This window comes from Arthrobacter sp. L77, assembly GCF_000816565.1.
Lineage (GTDB): Bacteria > Actinomycetota > Actinomycetes > Actinomycetales > Micrococcaceae > Arthrobacter_D > Arthrobacter_D antioxidans.
In genome coordinates this window covers 479155-496573 of record NZ_JWSU01000001.1, presented here as the reverse complement: position 1 = coordinate 496573, position 17419 = coordinate 479155, and the positions used below count along the sequence as shown (strand labels likewise).

General features: G+C 72.6%; 18 protein-coding genes. 9 read left to right on the top strand and 9 right to left on the bottom strand.

Going from position 1 to position 17419, the window contains the following annotated elements; translation table 11 throughout:
• Window positions 1-10: 10 nt before the first annotated feature.
• A complete protein-coding gene (locus RY94_RS02390) occupies window positions 11-1303 on the top strand; it encodes a DUF58 domain-containing protein (protein WP_043441106.1) in 1293 nt (430 codons plus the stop codon).
• A 36-nt stretch (window positions 1304-1339) separates the two neighbouring features.
• Here RY94_RS02390 and RY94_RS02385 read toward each other — a convergent pair whose 3' ends face one another.
• Entirely contained in the window at window positions 1340-2185 is an 846-nt protein-coding gene (locus tag RY94_RS02385) for a class I SAM-dependent methyltransferase (RefSeq protein ID WP_052273835.1), read from the bottom strand.
• 73 nt (window positions 2186-2258) lie between these two features.
• Between RY94_RS02385 and RY94_RS02380 the strand changes: the two genes are divergently transcribed.
• A complete protein-coding gene (locus RY94_RS02380) occupies window positions 2259-2927 on the top strand; it encodes a DUF4166 domain-containing protein (protein ID WP_043441104.1) in 669 nt (222 codons plus the stop codon).
• Between the two features lie 24 nt (window positions 2928-2951).
• On the opposite strand, the gene RY94_RS02375 is transcribed toward RY94_RS02380, so the two are convergent.
• The 4 genes from RY94_RS02375 to RY94_RS02360 are packed head-to-tail and all read right to left on the bottom strand — an operon-like array spanning window position 2952 to window position 6814.
• Entirely contained in the window at window positions 2952-3983 is a 1032-nt protein-coding gene (locus RY94_RS02375) for a hypothetical protein (protein ID WP_043441102.1), read from the bottom strand.
• A complete protein-coding gene (locus RY94_RS02370) occupies window positions 3976-4398 on the bottom strand; it encodes a chorismate mutase (protein WP_052273834.1) in 423 nt (140 codons plus the stop codon). Before RY94_RS02370 ends, RY94_RS02375 begins: the two co-directional genes overlap by 8 nt.
• A 56-nt stretch (window positions 4399-4454) precedes the next feature.
• Complete coding sequence (gene mnmA / locus RY94_RS02365; RefSeq protein ID WP_043441100.1) at window positions 4455-5594, bottom strand: tRNA 2-thiouridine(34) synthase MnmA; 1140 nt, start codon at window positions 5592-5594, stop codon at window positions 4455-4457.
• On the bottom strand, window positions 5591-6814 hold the full coding sequence (locus RY94_RS02360) for a cysteine desulfurase family protein (protein ID WP_043441098.1): 1224 nt from the start codon (window positions 6812-6814) through the stop codon (window positions 5591-5593). Before RY94_RS02360 ends, mnmA begins: the two co-directional genes overlap by 4 nt.
• 102 nt (window positions 6815-6916) lie before the next feature.
• Between RY94_RS02360 and folP the strand changes: the two genes are divergently transcribed.
• The 7 genes from folP (at window position 6917) to RY94_RS02325 (ending at window position 12841) form a co-directional block, all read left to right on the top strand.
• A complete protein-coding gene (gene folP, locus RY94_RS02355; RefSeq protein ID WP_156134978.1) occupies window positions 6917-7861 on the top strand; it encodes a dihydropteroate synthase in 945 nt (314 codons plus the stop codon).
• Window positions 7858-8601 carry a pyrimidine reductase family protein gene (locus RY94_RS02350; protein ID WP_043441096.1) on the top strand — a complete coding sequence of 248 codons (744 nt, stop codon included), beginning with the start codon at window positions 7858-7860 and terminating at the stop codon, window positions 8599-8601. The genes folP and RY94_RS02350 overlap by 4 nt, the downstream gene beginning before the upstream one ends.
• A gap of 242 nt (window positions 8602-8843) precedes the next feature.
• Window positions 8844-9836, top strand: a complete 993-nt coding sequence (locus RY94_RS02345; RefSeq protein ID WP_043441095.1) for a J domain-containing protein — start codon at window positions 8844-8846, stop codon at window positions 9834-9836.
• Window positions 9837-9845: 9 nt separating this feature from the next.
• Window positions 9846-10313: a tRNA (cytidine(34)-2'-O)-methyltransferase gene (locus RY94_RS02340; RefSeq protein WP_043441092.1), complete on the top strand. Its 468-nt coding sequence runs from the start codon at window positions 9846-9848 to the stop codon at window positions 10311-10313.
• 19 nt (window positions 10314-10332) lie between these two features.
• Window positions 10333-11169, top strand: a complete 837-nt coding sequence (locus tag RY94_RS02335; protein ID WP_043441090.1) for a class I SAM-dependent methyltransferase — start codon at window positions 10333-10335, stop codon at window positions 11167-11169.
• Window positions 11170-11349: 180 nt separating this feature from the next.
• Entirely contained in the window at window positions 11350-11967 is a 618-nt protein-coding gene (gene sigK / locus RY94_RS02330; protein WP_043441087.1) for an ECF RNA polymerase sigma factor SigK, read from the top strand.
• A 16-nt stretch (window positions 11968-11983) separates the two neighbouring features.
• Window positions 11984-12841: an anti-sigma factor gene (locus tag RY94_RS02325; RefSeq protein ID WP_197060567.1), complete on the top strand. Its 858-nt coding sequence runs from the start codon at window positions 11984-11986 to the stop codon at window positions 12839-12841.
• 137 nt (window positions 12842-12978) lie between these two features.
• Here the strand turns inward: RY94_RS02325 and RY94_RS02320 are convergent, their stop codons facing one another.
• The 4 genes from RY94_RS02320 to RY94_RS02305 all read right to left on the bottom strand — a co-directional run bounded on the left by RY94_RS02320 (window position 12979) and on the right by RY94_RS02305 (window position 17242).
• Window positions 12979-13731: a PIG-L deacetylase family protein gene (locus RY94_RS02320; protein ID WP_043441084.1), complete on the bottom strand. Its 753-nt coding sequence runs from the start codon at window positions 13729-13731 to the stop codon at window positions 12979-12981.
• 3 nt (window positions 13732-13734) lie between these two features.
• On the bottom strand, window positions 13735-14682 hold the full coding sequence (locus RY94_RS02315) for an electron transfer flavoprotein subunit alpha/FixB family protein (protein WP_043441082.1): 948 nt from the start codon (window positions 14680-14682) through the stop codon (window positions 13735-13737).
• 44 nt (window positions 14683-14726) lie between these two features.
• Window positions 14727-15554, bottom strand: coding sequence for an electron transfer flavoprotein subunit beta/FixA family protein (locus RY94_RS02310; protein ID WP_197060566.1), 828 nt, complete (start codon window positions 15552-15554; stop codon window positions 14727-14729).
• Window positions 15555-15751: 197 nt separating this feature from the next.
• Window positions 15752-17242 carry a S1C family serine protease gene (locus RY94_RS02305; RefSeq protein WP_043441080.1) on the bottom strand — a complete coding sequence of 497 codons (1491 nt, stop codon included), beginning with the start codon at window positions 17240-17242 and terminating at the stop codon, window positions 15752-15754.
• Window positions 17243-17419 lie beyond the last annotated feature (177 nt).

The following is a 17419-nucleotide window of genomic DNA, read 5'->3' as shown; positions in this document are numbered from 1 at the left end:
GAGCTCTCCCATGGTCATCACCGGTCGCCTGGTCCTGCTGGCGCTGCTCGGCGTCGTGCCCGTCATCGTGTACCCGGGCGCGACGTCGATCCTGCTGTGGGTCCTGCTCCTCGCGGCGGTCGTCGGCCTCGACCTCGCCCTCGCCGCGTCCCCCCGGCGCGTCGGCCTCCGCCGGACCCTGCCGGACAGTGTGCGGCTGGGCGAGGAGTGCACCAGCGCCGTGGTCCTGCGGAACGACACCCCGCGCACCCTCCGCGCCACGGTGCGCGAGGCCTGGCAGCCCTCCGCGGGTGCCGTGGACCCGGAGCAGTCGGTCGTCGTGCCCTCCGGCGAGGCCCGCCGCATGACGCTCCACCTCCGCCCCACGCGCCGCGGGATCCTCCGCGTGGACACGGTCACGGTGCGGAGCGCCGGTCCCCTCGGGGTGGCCGCGCGGCAGGTCACCGTGCCGGCGCCGGGCGTCCTGCGGGTGCTGCCGCCGTTCAACTCCAAGCGGCACCTGCCGTCGAAGCTGCGCCGCCTGCGCGAACTCGACGGCCGGGCCGCCGTCCAGATCCGGGGCGCCGGCACCGAGTTCGACTCCCTGCGGGACTACGTCCGGGGCGACGACGTCCGATCGATCGACTGGCGCGCCACCGCGCGTCGCCGCGACACCGTGGTCAGGACCTGGCGCCCCGAACGGGACCGCCGCGTCGTCGTCGTGCTGGACACCTCCCGCACCTCCGCCGCGAGGGTCCTCGACGAGCCGCGGCTGGACACGGGGATCGAGGCCGCGCTGCTGCTGTCCGTGCTGGCCGAACGCGGCGGTGACAAGGTGCACTTCATCGCCTACGACCGCCGGCTCCGCGCCCGCGTCGACTCGACCGCCAAGGGCAACCTGCTGGCCTCGCTCGTGACCGCCATGGCCCCGCTCGAGGCGGAGCTGATCGAGGCGGACTGGTCCCGCGTGCCCGCCCAGGTGCGGGCCGTCTCCGCGCACCGCTCCCTCGTGGTCCTGCTCACCTCGCTCGATGCCGGGGCCGTGGAGGAGGGCCTGCTCCCTGCGCTGCCGGGCCTGACCGAACGCCACGTCGTCGTCGTCGCGTCCGTGCGCGACCCGCGGCTCGAGGAGATGGGCGCCGACCGCTCGACGGCGGCGGCGACGTTCCGGGCGGCAGCCGCCGAGCGTTCCCTCCTGGACCGCGGCGCCGTGGCGCAGCAGATCCGGGCGCTCGGGGCGGAGGTCGTGGACGCGGCTCCCGCGGACCTCCCGCCGCTCCTCGCCGATACCTACATCAGGCTCAAGGCCACCGGGCGCCTCTGACGGACCGCCGGCAGGTCCCGGCCCGGCGGGTGGGGCTCACGGCTTCCGGGCGATGATCGTATAGGTGCAGGGCACGAGGTCCCGCTCGGCCTCCGGCCAGGCGAAACCGTCCGGGACCTCGACCATGCGGGGCGAGAACCTCCACGGGAGGGTGGTCCCCTCGTCCAGGCGGAGGAGCTGCAGGCCCGCGCCGAGGAGCGCGTTGACGATGGCGGACAGCGGGTGCGCCCATTCGTACGTGCGCGGGTGGGCCACCCTGCCGTCACCCGCGTACGTGGAGTCCTCGTCCCAGACCTGCGCCTGCCCGGTGCTGAAGTACGGGTAGCGGAGCTGCAGTCCGTCGGCGTTCTCGTCGAGCGCGTAGAGCACGGGATGGCCGTCCCGGATGTAGAACGTGCCCCCGGCCCGGAGCAGCCCGGCGACCTGCTGCGCCCAGCGTTCGAGGTCGGGCAGCCAGGTGATGGTCCCGATGCTGGTGTACACGAGGTCGAAGTCCCCGCTCACGGCCGCGCGGGCATCCAGGACGTCGGTCTCCACCCACGTCGCGTCGAGGCCGAGGTGCCGTGCGAGCCCGGCCGCCGAGCGCAGGGCCCCCGGGGAGAAGTCCACGCCCGTGACCCGGGCGCCGGCCCGCGCCAGGGACACCGTGTCGGTGCCGATGTGGCACTGGAGGTGGCAGACGTCCAGCCCGGCCACCGAGCCGTGCGGGAGGAAGGGCGCCAGGACGCCGAGGTCCGCCCTGACGACGCTGCTCAGGTGATCCGGGTCATCGAGGTCCCCGACCGCGTACGCCTTCTCGTGCAGCGGCACCCGGTCCTCCCAGTTGTCGCGGTTGGCGGCACGCGCGGCGTCCCAGTCGATCGCACTCCGGTTCTCACCCATGGACCGAGCATACGAGGGACGGGGCCCGCCATCGTGGTTGACTGGGGGTCCGAGCGACGGAAGCGGGACCGACATGACCTCGATCTACCAGCAGGCGATGGGCAGCGATTTCGGTCGCCTCCAGCCGGAACTGCGTGAGTACTTCGGCCTGCACGCGGAGAGCGGGCTGTCGGGCTCCGGTCGCGGGGTGTTCGACGTCGCCGGCTGCCCTGCGTGGTTCGCCCGCCCCGCCTTCCGCCTCACCGCCCTCGAGAACGCGTTCTTCCCCGAGTACAACAGCGACGTCCCGTTCACCATCCGCAACTACCCGCACCTCGACCCGTTCGGGCGCCCGGCGCTCACGGCACGCCGGGAACTGGACTTCGGGACCGCCCTGCGCGTCTTCGAGGACACCACGTCCCTGCAGGACGGCGTCCTCACCGACTACGTGGGCCGCCACCGGCGCATGGCCACCCTCCTGACGTGCACCGCCACCGACGAGGGCCGCATCCGCATGGTGTCCTCGCAGACGCGTCTCTTCGCGGGCCTGCGGCTGCCGCTCCCCGACGCGCTCGGCGCACTCGCCTACGTGGAGCAGTGGTGGGACGACGACGCCGGCCGCTTCAGGATCAGCACGCGGGTGGTCCACCGCCAGCTGGGAACACTGCTCGTCTACGCGGGGAGCTTCGACTACGTCCTCGAGGAGTTCGACGGCGTGCTGCCCCCCGAGGTCCGCCCGCGGCGCTGGGAGGAGCGCGTCTGACCTCTCCCCCGCGCCCGGCGCGGGTCACCCCTCGGCGCGGACCTGGTCCAGGGCGTCGGCGGTCTGGGCGAGCCGCGTGAGCGCCTGCGTCGCACCGGTCGGGGTGAGCGTGCCGAGGCCCGGCAGGGCGGTGACCGTCAGGGCGTCGAGTGCCGACACGGGCAGTCCCACCCGCCGCCAGGCGGAGAGCACCGACTCCGCGAGGACCCTCACCCGGGGGAGCCCGGGCCGCGCGTCGAGGATCGCGAGCCAGAGCTGCCGGCCGGACTCGATGTCCCCGGCGAGGTCCTCCCACCGGCGGTCGGAGATGCGCGACAGGTCCAGGGAGAGGGCATGTGCCGCACTGGCCCGTGCGGCGTCGACGGCCACGTCGCCGTGCCCCGGCGCCAGCACGCTGCCCGCGGCCCCGGCGGCGGTGACGGACGCCGTCACGAGGTCCCACGCCTCGGTGGCCTCCCGGCGGTCCAGGGCACGGAGGGACCGGTAGCCGCTCGCGGTGGGCACCCTGCCCGTGAGGACGTCGTCGGCGTCGGGTTCGTCGAACTGCACCAGCACCTCGGCCCCGCGCGCCACCGCCGCGACCCGGCGGACGAGGTCCGCGGCGCCCGCGGCGAGCGACTCGTAGAGCTCGCGCCGGGCGCCGTGGTCGATCAGGACGCGCTCGCCGGCGTGCAGGTGGGCGCCGGCCGCCAGGGACAGCGGTCCGTGGAGGTGCAGCTTCACTCGCGGTGCGGAGCCATCCTCGGCGCCGGCGATGTCACCGAGGGCGTTGATGTCGGAGGACAGCGCCGATTCGGCGCGGCGCTGGTCCTTGCCGGGACGCTGGACGAGGCGCCAGCCGTGCGGCTGGAGGTCGAACGGCAGCTCGACGAGCACGCCGAGCGTGCGTCCCACGGCGTCGCTGCCGGGTCCCCGCGCCGGCAGGGAGGGCAGGAAGGGCAGGTTCGCTCCCCCGAGTTCGCCCCGCACGGCACGGTTCGCCTCGTGCGGATCCGTCCCCGGCCAGTCGCCGGGGGCCGTCGCCCCGACGGCGGGTCCCCGCGTCCCGTCAGGCATGCGGGCCGGTCGTTCCCGGTCCGGTGGGAGTCCCGTGTGACGGGACGGCGGGGGCCTCCGCCGACGGCCGGCGGTTCTCGGAGATGGCCTGATGGTGGCGGATCACCTCCGAGATGATGAAGTTCAGGAACTTCTCGGCGAACGCCGGATCGAGCTGCGCCTCTTCCGCGAGCATGCGGAGGCGGGCGATCTGGGCCGCCTCGCGCTGCGGGTCCCCGGCGGGGAGGTCGTGTTCGGCCTTGAGGTGTCCCACCCGCTGCGTCGCCTTGAAGCGTTCGGCCAGGAGGTACACGAGGGTGGCGTCGATGTTGTCGATCGAGCTCCTCACCGAGAGCAGCTCGGCCATCACCTCGGGGGCCACGTCTCCTGCGAGCGAACTGGCGGCCGGGTCGAAGCCACTGCGTGGATGCGTCATGACTCCAGTCAAGCAGAACCCCGCGCGGCTCCGTGAACTGCGACTAGGAACTGCGACTAGCCCTGCGCGGCGGCCGGCGCGGGGCGGAGGGCGGAGCGTGCGGAGTCGATGGTCGCCTGGCCGAGCACCCGCGTGCCCTGGTACAGCACCACGGTCTGCCCGGGCGCGACGCCGCGCATCGGCTCGATCAGCCGCACCACGAGCTGCTGGGCACCGCTGTCCTCCTCGACCCTCGCGCGGGCCGCGACGGGATCGCCGTGCGCCCGGACCTGCGCCATGCAGTCGAACGTGTCGCCGGTCCGGACGGCCTCGATGGGCACGCCGGCCCAGGACACCTTGATGCCCCGCATCTCGTCGATGGCGAGCAGGTGCTCGGGCCCGACGACGACCTCGTTCTGCTTGGGCCGGATCTCGAGCACGAAGCGGGGCTTGCCGTCGGCGGCCGGGGTGCCGAGCTTGAGGCCGCGCCGCTGGCCGACCGTGAACGCGTTCGCCCCGGGATGGCTGCCGATCTTCCCGCCGTCGACGTCGAGGATGTCGCCCTCGGTCATGTCGATGCGTTCCTCGAGCCAGCCGCGGGTGTCGCCGTCGGGGATGAAGCAGATGTCGTGGCTGTCGGGCTTGTTCGCGACGGACAGGCCGCGGCGTTCCGCCTCGGCACGCACCTCCGCCTTCGACGGCGTCTCCGCCAGCGGGAACATGGAGTGCTCGAGCTGCTCGTGGGTGAGCACGCCGAGCACGTACGACTGGTCCTTGGCCCAGTCCGCCGCCCGGTGGAGCTCGGGGTTCCCCCGGGCGTCCTGGACGACCTTCGCGTAGTGGCCGGTGCAGACGGCGTCGAACCCGAGTGCGAGCGCCTTCTCGAGCAGCGCCGCGAACTTGATGCGCTCGTTGCAGCGCATGCACGGGTTCGGGGTGCGGCCGGCGGCGTACTCGGCGACGAAGTCGTCCACGACGTCCTCCTTGAACCGCTCGGAGAAGTCCCAGACGTAGTAGGGGATGCCGAGGATGTCGCACGCCCGCCAGGCGTCCCGCGAGTCCTCGATGGTGCAGCAGCCGCGACTGCCCGTCCGGAGCGTCCCGGGCATGCGGGAGAGGGCGAGGTGGACGCCGACGACGTCGTGCCCTGCCTCCACCGCGCGCGCCGCCGCCACCGCGGAGTCGACGCCGCCGCTCATCGCTGCCAATACCCTCATGAGAAACCTGTTCCTGCCGTCTGGATGGTCGATGCGTGCCCGGCCATGCCGGCCTTGCGGGCGCGGGCGTACGCCGCGCCGATGGCACCCACCACCGCGTCAACGTCGTCGGCCGTGGATGTATGCCCCAGGCTGAAGCGCTGGGCGCCCCGGGCCTCGTCCTCCGTGAGGCCCATGGCGAGCAGCACGTGCGACGGCCTCGGCACGCCCGCGGTGCAGGCGGACCCCGTGGAGGACTCGATGCCCGCGAGGTCCAGGAGGAACAGGAGCGAGTCGCCCTCGCAGCCGGGGAAGGTGAAGTGCACGTTGCCGGGGAGGCGGGCGGCGTCGGGGGCCGGGTGCGGGACACCGCGCAGCACCGCCTCCGGGACCTCGCGGCGGATGCCCTCGATGAGGCGGTCCCGCAGCGCGGCCAGCCGGGGCGCCTCGTCGCCGAGGTGCACGACGGCGTCGTGGGCCGCGGCGGCGAACGCGGCGATGCCCGCGCCGTCGAGCGTGCCCGACCGGATGTCCCGCTCCTGCCCGCCGCCGTGCTGCACGGGGGTGAGCGTCACCGCGCGTCCCACGAACAGCGCCCCGACGCCCACGGGACCGCCGATCTTGTGGGCGCTCACGGCCATGGTCGCGAGTCCCGACTCGGCGAAGGACAGCGGGAGGGAACCGAAGGCCTGGACGGCGTCGCTGTGGACGGGGATCCCGTACCGGGCGGCTTCCGCGGTGATCGCCCGGACGGGCTGGACGGTCCCCACCTCGTTGTTGGCCCACATGACCGTCACCAGCGCGGTGCGCTCCGGGGCGTCCGCGAGCGCGGTCCGCAGCGCATCGAGGGAGACGAGGCCGGCGGCGTCGACGGGGAGCCACACCACCTCGGCACCCTCATGGCGCTCGAGCCACTCGACGGTGTCCTGCACGGCGTGGTGCTCCACGGCACTGCAGAGGATCCGGGTGCGGGACGGGTCCGCCGCGCGGCGCGCCCAGAAGAGGCCCTTGAGCGCGAGGTTGTCCGCCTCGGTCCCGCCGGAGGTGAAGACGACCTCCGAGGCGTGGGCCCCGGCAGCCGCCGCGATCCTCTCGCGGGCCTCCTCGACCGATCGCCGGGCGCGCCGGCCGGAGCCGTGGAGGGAGGAGGGATTCCCGCTGAGGCTGAGTTCGCGGGTGAGGGCGGCGAGCGCGGGCGCCGAGATCGGCGTGGTCGCCGCGTGGTCGACATACACGGGCATGGACCGATTCTACCGGCGCCGCCCCGGGCCGCCGATTCCGGTGGCGCCCGTCACGCACCGGCGCAGGGGCGGCCCGCCGGCCCGCAGTGGTAGAAAGACAGGATGGACAGTCATGCAGCGGCTCCTTCCCCCTCCGGCTCCTACCGGCCCGGATTCCGGCACCCGGTGTACACCTTCGGCACGCGCACCCTGGACTTCGACCGCCAGGTCGCGCTCATGGCCGTGATCAACCGGACGCCGGACTCCTTCTACGACGGCGGCGCGACGTTCGCGCTCCAGGCCGCCGTCGACGCATCCCTGCGGGCGGTCGAGGACGGCGCCGACTGGGTGGACATCGGCGGCGCCCCCTTCTCGCCGGGGGACGCCATCCCGGCGTCGGAGGAGATCGACAGGATCGTCCCCGTGATCAGCGCGGTGCGCGCAGCCTCGGACGTCATCATCTCCGCGGACACGTTCCTGCCCGAGGTCGCCCGCCAGGCGCTCGCCGCCGGGGCCACCGTGGTCAACGACACCACGGGGCTGCGCGACCCGGACATGGCGGCGGTGGTCGCCGAGGCCGGAGCCCACCTGGTCATCACCCACAGCCTCGCCGCGCCGCGCACCGTGTACCCGAGGCCCACGTACGGCGACGTGGTGGGCGAGGTCGCGGACTTCCTCCTCCGGAAGGTCGACGACGCCGTGCGGCTGGGCATCCCGGAGGACCGCATCCTCCTGGACCCCGGGCACGACCTCAACAAGAACACGCTGCACTCGCTCGAGATCACGCGGCGGTTCCCCGAGATCGCCGGGCTCGGCTTCCCCACCCTCGCCGCGGTGTCCAACAAGGACTTCATCGGCGAGACGCTCGACCGCCCGAAAAGCGAACGCGTGGAGGGATCGCTCGCCGCCGCCGTCATCTGCATCCTCGGCGGCGCCCGCGTGGTCCGCATGCACAACGTCGCGGCGTCCCGGGCGGCGATCGACCTCACGGAGGCGGTCCTCGGATGGCGGCAACCCGCCTACCTCAGACACAACATGGGCGAGGTCAACGAGCCGGTGACGCGATGATCACCTCACTCATCCCGGCCACCGGCGCGGCGGTCGACGCCGACGCCCTGCACCGTATCTACGCCTACCCGGTGACCGACCGGCCCTACGTCCGCTTCAACTTCGTGGCCGCTGCCGACGGCGCCGCCACGAGCGGCGGTTTCTCCGCGGGACTGGGGAACGACGGCGACCAGCGGATCTTCGCGGTCCTGCGACGCCTCGCGGACGTGGTGCTGGTGGGCGCCGGCACCATCCGCGCGGAGGGCTACGGGGGCGAGCTGGTCGACGACGACGCCCGCTCGTGGCGCCGCGCGCACGGCCTCGCCGCACACCCCGCCGTGGCCGTGATCTCGGGCAGCCTGAATCTCGACCCGGCCGCCGACTTCTTCGGCAGGGCGCCCGTCCGCCCGCTCATCCTCACGACCGCCGGTGCGCCGGCGGACCGGCGGACCGCCCTCGAGCGGGTCGCCGACGTCGTCGACTGCGGCACCGACGCCGTGGAGGCGCCTGCCGTGCTCGCCGAGCTCGGCCGGCGCGGACTGCCGAGGGTCCTCTGCGAGGGCGGGCCCGCCGTGCTGGGCGACTTCACCCGGTCCGGGACCGTGGACGAGCTGTGCCTGTCGATCAGCCCGCTGCTCGCGGGGGGCGACGGACCGAGGATCGCGGTGGGCCGCAGTCCCGAGGACGCCGTCGGGCTGACGCTCTCCTCCCTGCTGATGGAGGACTCCGCCCTCTACACGCTGTACCGGCGCGCGGGCTGAGCCGGTCCCGCGGCGGGACCACCGGGAGGGGTCGGTGAACTTCTCCGCCCGCCGCGGCGTTGTATCAGGGCCTGCATCCGCAGGCAGTCCCGTCAGGGGCGGGGGCGCCGCCGGGACGACCGCTTTTGTCCGGGCCCGCCCGTGCCCCTAGTGTCGGGGGGAAGCGCAGCACGGCCGGGGCCGCGGCTCCGGGAGCGACTCCTGGTCGCGCCGACACGCCGGACACCAGAAAGGGCCGATCGATGGCAGAGGCAGCACGGAAGTCGTACTACGACATCCTCGGGGTGCCCCCCGACGCCGACGCCAAGGAGATCAAGGACGCCTATCGCCGTGCGGCCCGCTCCGCGCACCCCGACCTCGGGGGCAGCGCGACCCGGTTCCACGACGTCGCCGTCGCCTACGAGACGCTGGGCGACCCCCGGCGCCGCGAGCGCTACGACGCCGACACCGGCCGCGGGCGGACCTCCGCCACCGGAGCCGCCGGTGCCCCGGGCACCGGCCGCTCCCCCGGCGCGGCGGCGACGGCCGATCGCAACGGGGCACCGGCGCCCCGCAGCTCCACGCGCACGAGCGTCGAGGACGACGAGGCAGCGAGGTCCGCGCCGAACTACCTGCCGCCGTTCTCGCCGTCGTCCCCGCCCGCCGTCCCCCTGATCCTCGCCGGCCGGCAGCTCCACGGGTCCCCCCGGCAGCCGGGCATGTTCGCGCGGCTCTCCTCCGAGGTGCGCGCGAGGACCGACGGCGAGCTCCGGACCGCCGCGCTGCTCGAACGGGCGCTCCTGTCCACGTACCCGGCCGCACGCCTGGTCAACGGTGTCCGGTTCGACGACCGCGACGGGACGACGGCGGGCCATGTGCTGCTGGCCGGCTACAGGATCGCGGTGATCGACTCCTTCACCGCGTCCCCCGGCAACTTCTCCTGGGACGGCCGGTCCCTCCGCCATCAGGGGCGGCCGGTGGAGCTCGAGGTACCGCGGACGGTGCGCGTGGTGCAGGACCTCTTCCCCGAGTGCAACGTGGCCGGCTGGGTGGTGATCCACGGGGCGCCGGACAATCCCTTCGCCCCGGTGATCGACGTCCCGCCGGGCTTCGACCGTGCGTCGACGACCCTCGTCCAGGTGGTGAATGCGGGCACCGCCGTGCGCACCATCCGCTCCTTCCTGTCCTCGGGACCCACGCCGAACGTCGTGCAGCTGCCCGTGCTCGCGCGCCTGCTGGCCGCGGCCGGAAGCTAGGATGAAGGCGTGTTCCGCATCCTCTTCCACACGCCAGAAATCCCGGGCAACACCGGTGCCGCCATCCGGCTCGCAGCCGTGGCCGGCGCCGAACTGCACCTCGTCGAACCGCTGGGCTTCAGCCTGGAGGATTCGAAGCTGAAACGGGCGGGGCTGGACTACCACGACCTCACGGTGCTGCACGTGCACAGGAACCTCGAGGACGCCTGGGCCGCCCTGCAGCCGGACCGGGTGTTCGCGTTCACGTCCGAGGGCGATGTGTCCTACACGGACATCGCCTACGAGCCCGGCGACGTCCTGCTGTTCGGGCGTGAATCCGACGGCCTGCCGTCCGCGGTGAAGCAGGACCCCCACGTCACCTCCCGCGTCCGCGTGCCCATGCTGCCGTCCCGCCGATCGCTCAACCTCGCCAACACCGCATCCATCGTCCTCTACGAAGCCTGGCGCCAACAGGGCTTCGCAGGGGCCCAGCGATGATCCACGCCTAGGAGCCCCCATGTCCGCTCGCCATGCCGCAACACTGCCCGACGGCGGGGCCGAGGACCACGACCGCCTCGCTCCGGCCGTCTGGAACCCGGTGGGCAACGCGGTGGTCGCGGCCGCCGACATCCTCGTCGGCGAGCGCGTGCTCGACGTGTTCGCAGCAACCGGTACGGGGACGATCCCGGCCGCCCAGCTCACCGGACCCGACGGACGCGTCGACGCCGTCGACCGCTCCCCGGCGATGCTGGACCTCGCGAAGGCCAAGGCGGAGGCGCTCGCCCTCGACGGCGTGTTCTTCCATCCGGTGGAACCGGATGAGTGGACGCCCGAGGCGCCGTACGACGCCGTCGTGAGCTGCTACGGCGTCCTCCTCCTCGACGACCTGGATGCCGGCATGGACCGGATCGTCCGCCTGCTGCGGCCGGGCGGGAGGATCGCCCTGAGCACCTGGGACGACGGCGCCCTGGAACCGTTCGGGGACGTCCTCCTCGACGTCCTGCGCGAGGTCCTCCCCGCGGACGCGGACCGGGAGGACGCCGGCGGCGCGGGCCGGTCCGGGATGGCCTTCGTCGAGAACTGCAGGAAGCTGGCCTCCACCGACCGCCTGAGGGACTGGCTGCACGCCCGCGGGCTGACGAACGTGCGGATCGAGCAGTTCGGACTGACGGTCCCGCTCGACCCCGACAGCGCCTGGTCCCTCGCGCTGGGCAGCGGGTACCGCGGGCTGCTGCCGGACGACCCCGAGGCCCTGCACCGGGTGCGGTCGGCCTTCGCGGAGCGGCTCGGCACCGCGTTCGTCCTCAATGCCGACTCCCTCATCGCGGTCGCCGAGTACCGGCCCGCACAGTAGCCCCTCCCCCGGGCCATCCGCCGGCCGGGCAGCTCCGAATACCATCCGACAGCGGAAAGTTCAAAATCGGCAGGGGGGTGTGGGATGGTGCTCGTTCTCGGGGCGCATACACCACCACCGCGCCGCGCGGGTGACGGAAGCGTTCGGCGCGGAGCCGGCCGCGCTTTATGCTGGAGCCCTATGGAAACGCCACGAGTAAGCCGGGTCAGCCCAGTCGCTCCCGCATCAGACGAGTTCTCAGCTGATCCCGGTGCCGGTCCTACCCTGGCCGACCTGCTGTCGCGGATCGCCGGACAGGACCGCGCCGCGTTCGCCCTGTTCTACGAGCAGACCTCGAAGCGGGTCTACGGACTCGCACGGCGCGTGCTCATCGACCCGGATCTCAGCGAGGACGCGACGCAGGAGGTCTACCTCCAGGTGTGGAACACCGCGGACCGCTTCAACCCGGCCCTCGGCAGCCCGATGGCCTGGCTCATGACCCTGGCCCACCGCCGCGCCGTGGACAAGGTGCGCTCGGAACAGAGCGCTACGGACCGTGAGGCGCGGTACGGGGCCGCCACCCAGACGGTGGATCACGACGACGTCGTGGACACCGTGACCCAGCGCCTCGAGGCGGAGAGCGTGGTGCGCTGCCTGGACACGCTGACGGCGACGCAGCAGGAGTCGGTGAAGCTCGCCTACTACGGCGGACTCACCTACCGCGAGGTGGCCGAGAAACTCGGCGTCGCGGTACCGACCATCAAATCGAGGATCCGTGACGGATTACTCCGACTGAAGACATGTTTGGGGGTGACCTGAGATGCAGGACAAGGATATGAACCGACGATTCGCCGATGACCTCGGCACGGACCTCGCCCGGGGCCATGTGCTCGAGTGGGCCGAGCTCTACGCGCTCGACGCCATCAGCGCTGACGAACGCCGCATCATCGATGCGTTCCTGGCGGACGCCGATCCGGCCGTCGGTGCGACGTTCCTCGAACGTGTGCGCGCGTGCCGTGAGACGGTGACGACCGCCTATGCGAACGAGCAGATGGACCCGCCGGCCGACCTCTTCGACCGCATCCTCGCCAGGCTCCCCGGGGCCGTCGGCGACGCGGTCCCGACGCCCGTGGAGGCCGGCGGAGCCGCAGAGGTGTCCGAACCTCCTCGGTCACATCCGCACGACGTCACGCACGACGCCGGGCAGGACGAGCTGGCGAGGCGCCGCACGGCCAGGGCCTCGATGTCCTCGCGCGCCGCACGGTGGGTGGTGGCAGCTGCCGCGGCCACCGTGCTCGCCGTCGGCGGCGTGACCATCGCCCAGAACCTGCAGCAGACCACGCTCCAGGAGCAGGTCCTCCAGGCCTCGGACGTCCGGAAAGCCCAGCTCGCCCTCGCCTCGGGCGGGACGGCGGACCTCGCGGTCTCCGGTGAGGAGGACGCGGCCGTGGTCACACTGAGCGGAGTCCCCGCGCCGATCCCCGGGCACGTCTACCAGATGTGGCGGATCCCGGCGGACGGCACCGACCCGGTGTCCGAGGGCACGATGACCGGGGAGGACGTCGCCGGATCGAAGGTCACCGAACTCGAGGACATCAGCGGGTTCAGCGCGATCGCGATCACCGTCGAGCCCGACGGCGGGTCGGCGACGCCCACCCTGCCGATCGTCGCCCAGATCCCGCTCGGGGCCTGAGCACCAGCACGCATCCGATCCGATCCCGACCCCGGCGATGACATCGCCGGGGTCGGACGTCGTCGGGGGCCATGGGGCACGTGCCCCTGCCACGGGGGTGCGCACTCCACCCGCATCCGGTGTCGGCTACGGTCCGGCTAGAAACCCGCGATCGTCTCGTCGGTGTTGATGCCCACCACGTGGAAGGACTCCGCGCTGCGCCCCTCCGGCAGGCCGCCGCGCCGCGCGTTCTCCCGGAGGATGTCCCGGACCCGCGACTGCATCCGCTCCACGTCGGGGTGCTGGCTGCGGTGGGCGCTGATGGCCGCGATCTTGGTGTCCTCGAGCCCCGTGACGTCGACGAAGCGGTTCTCGAGGTGCGCCGGACCGCCGTAGAACCACAGCCAGGGCACGCGGAAGCTCCTCAGCCCCGCCGCCTCGAGTTCCGGGTAGGCGAAGGGGTTCTCGACCGCCGGGTAGACGGCGCGCGTGACGGCTTCCCCGCAGGCCAGGTGGTCCGGGTGGCTCTTCTGGATCCGGTCCCAGCTGCGTTCGGGATGCATGGACACCACGATGTCCGGGCGGACCTCCCGCATGCGCCGGACGATCTCCCGGATGACGCCGTCCGTCGGCTGGAGGTAGCCGTCGGGCTCTCCCAGGAAGGTGACGTCCGTGACCCCCACCAGCTTCGCTGCGGCGACCTGTTCCTCGCGGCGGAGCGCGGCGAGTCCGGGCCGGTCCTCGTCGGAGAACCCTCCCGCGTCGCCGTCCGTCAGGATGCAGTAGCCGACCTCCGCGCCGGCGGCCGTCCACCCGGCGATCGTGGCGGACGCGCCGAAGTCGATGTCGTCCGGGTGGGCGGCGAGGACGAGGACGCGCCCGGGAGGCGCGGTGTCCGGTATGGTCGGCACCCCCTACAGCCCGCGCTTCCGGATCTCCTCGGTGGCCTGCGGCAACACCGTGGTCAGGTCACCGACGATCCCGAAGTCGGCGATCTCGAAGATCGGTGAATCGGCGTCCTTGTTGACGGCGACGATCACCTTCGAGGTCTGCATCCCGGCCTTCTGCTGAATGGCTCCGGAGATGCCCACGGAGATGTAGAGCTGGGGCGAGACGGTCTTGCCCGTCTGTCCGATCTGCGCGGAATGCTCGATCCACCCGGCATCCGTGGCGGCCCGCGATGCACCGACCGCTCCGCCCAGCGCGTCCGCGAGGTCCTCCAGCGGGCCGAAGTCGCCGTCCACACCGCGGCCACCCGCGACGATCACGCGGGCCTCCGTGAGCTCCGGCCGGCCGCTGACAGGCTTCTCCACCCGACCCGTGATGCGCGCCGCGGCACGGGGACGCTCGACGGCCACCCGGACCGCCTCCGGGGAGGACGGAGGACCCGCCTCCACGGCCTCGAAGCTGTTGGGCTTGACGGTGAGGATGGCGACGCCGGTCGTCACGCGGCAGTGGACGGTGTAGGAGCCGGCGAAATCCGACTTCGTCGCCGTCAGGTCGCCGTCGAGCGCCACGACGTCCGTGATGACTCCGGAGTCGAGCTTGATCCCCGACCGGGCGGCGATCTCCTTGGACTCGTAGGAGTTGCCGAGCAGCACGATCCCGGCGCCTGAGGCCCGCACGGCCTCGGCCAGGAACGCGGCCTTGCCGGCCACGAGCACGTCCGAGACGGCCGCGTCCTCCGGCCGGTAGTACCGCTGCACGCCGTAGGATCCGATGCCGTCGAGGTAGGCCTGCCCGGCCTCGTCGGCGAGCGCGACGACGACGTCGCCCAGCGAGGCGGCGAGCGAGAGGAGTTCGCGCTCGCTCTTGGCGAGACTCGCTGCGGGGTGGTCGAGGAACACGAGGACCGAGGTCATGAGGGAACCCTCCTGGAAGGAACGGACGAGCGGGCGGGCAACGGCTAGAGGAGCTTCTGTCCGGCGAGGAAGTCGACGAGCCTGATGCCGGCGTCACCCTCGTCGGTGATGACGATGCCCTGGCTGCGGGGCGGCCTCGGAGCAGCCGCCTCCACGGTCGTCCACGATCCGGCGAATCCGACCTCGTCGGCCTGCAGGCCGACGTCCTGCAGGGACAGGACCTGGATCTGCTTCTTCTTCGCCGCCATGATGCCCTTGAAGTTCGGGTACCGGGGGTCGTTGATCTGGTCGGTCACCGACACCAGGGCGGGCAGCGGCGCCTCGATGGTCTCCGCATAGGTGTCGCTGTCCCGCCGCGCGGCGAGCGTCCAGCCGCCGTCACCGGGCGTCAGCTCGAGCGACGCCGCGAACGTCACCTGGGGCAGGTCGAGCCGTTCGGCCAGCTGCGCCGGCACGAGCGAGGTCTCGCCGTCCGTCGATGCCATCCCGGTGAGGACCAGGTCGAAGGGGCCGGCGTGCTGCAGGAGGGCGGCGAGGGCCCGGGAGGTAGCGGAGGCATCCGAGCCGGTGAGGGCGTCGTCGGTCAGGTGGACGCCGTCGTCCGCCCCGATCTGCAGGGACTTCTTCACTGCGTTCACCGCGGCCGCGGGGCCCATCGTGATCGCCGTGACGCGGTGCCCGGCGGCGGCACCCCCGTGGGCCTCGACGAGCTGGAGGGCCGCTTCGAGCGCGTACTCGTCGAGCTCGGACAGGATGCTCTCCGAACGGACGGTCGTCAGGTCGTCGCCGCTGATATGGCGATCGAACTGGGCGTCCGGAACATGCTTCACCAGGACCGCGATGCGCAGTCCGCTTGCTGTGGCCTCGTCCATTGATGACCTTCCTCGTCCGGGGATCTTCCCATCGACTAGCTAACCATAGTGGGGTGACACCGGCCGCAGGACTGCGGGCCGGCCGCGATCAGCGCACTCCGCGCTCCCCCGGTCAACGAACAGGAGGCGGCCCCCGCTCCGGGACCGCCTCCTGCTGTGCCGCCGACCTGCCGGGTCGTCGGCGTGTTCGGTGTCCGCTACTGCGTCGGCGCCTGGGCCAGCGTCACGTCCACCGTCCGCGTCTCGCCGCCGCGCACCACCTCGACCGGCACCTGCTGCCCGACCGTCTGGATCCGGACCGCCGCGGTGAGGGACTGGGGGTCGCTGATGGCGTAGGTGCCCACCCGGGTGATCACGTCGCCGACCTGCAGTTCGGCGCCCTCGGCGGGCGACCCGGGCTCGACCCGTTCGACGAGCGCTCCCGACGAGAAGGTGGACGTGCTCTGGGCGCCGTCGCTCCCGGCCGCCGTGACGCTGACGCCGAGGAAGCCGTGCGTCGCCTCGCCCTCGGCGATGATCTCCTGGGCGATGCGGTCCGCGTAGTTGATCGGGATGGAGAACCCCACACCGATGTTGCCCGTGGACTCGCCGGAGCCGCCCGAGGCGATCGCCACGTTGACGCCGATGATGCGGCCGTCCGCGTCGACGAGCGCGCCACCCGAGTTGCCCTGGTTGATGGCGGCATCGGTCTGGATCACGTTGAGGTAGATGGACCCCTGCGACTGCGGCTGCTGCCCGCCGGAGCCGCCCGGCGGCAGGAAGTTGAAGCCTTCGCCGTTCTCGGACTGGCCGCTGTCCGGCTGTTCCTCGGGGACGGCGGAGGACGCGACGCTGATGGTCCTGTTCAGCGTCGAGACGATGCCGTCCGTCACCGTGCCGCTGAGCCCGAGTGGCGCCCCGATCGCGATCGCCGTGTCTCCGACGTTCAGTTCGTCGGAGTTGCCGAGGGTCGCGGCGGTGAGGTCCGGTGCGTCGATCTTGACGACCGCGAGGTCGCTCAGCGGGTCCGTGCCGACGACGGTCGCGGGGAAGACCCGTCCGTCGTCGAGCTTGACCTCCACGGTGGGGTCCGAGACCTGGCCGCCCAGGGTCACGACGTGCGTGTTGGTGAGGATGTGGCCGTCGGTGTCGAGGATGATGCCGGAACCGGACCCGCCGGAGGTCCCGCCGCTGACCGCGAGCGTGACCACGCTGGGCGAGGCCGTGACGGCCGCACCGGTGATGGTGTTGACGTCGTCGGTGTTGTTCACCACGATCGACTCGGGCGCGCCCTGGGAGATCCCCGCCGCCGGGCCGTCGTCCAGGGCGTTGAGGCCTGCCGTCGCGACGCCTCCGCCGACCAGGCCGGCCGCGAGCACGCCCGCGGCGAAGGTGGCCAGGCCCACGCGCCGACGCTCCCGGGTCCCTCCGCGACCGCCGTCCGACCGGGCGTGGCCGTAGGCCGGGTTCTGCTCGCCGTAGAACGGCTGGTGTCCGGCGTAGGCGGGGTGGGAGGCGGCCGGAGCCTGCCGGGGCGCTGCCTGCGGTTCGACCATCGGTGCCGGTGCGGCGCCGGGGTGCTGCACTGTCGGCGGTCCCACGACCGGCTGCGCCTCCGTCGCGTCGCGGGACACATTCGTGCCCCGCGACGGCGGGGTCTGCGGTTGGGGAGGCAGGGGACGGTCGGAGTTACCCGGCTGCTCGTTCATGGGGATCCTTTCGTTGCTGTTGACCACATCATGGCAACTTTCCCTGAGCCTTCCGCATGCGTTCGCTGTGCGGGATCTGGGAGGCCGCTGGAGATGTGCCGCTACGGCACGCCGCCGTCGGACTCGTCTCCCAGTATCCACCGACATCCGCCGACATCCACCGACATCCGGTGCCGG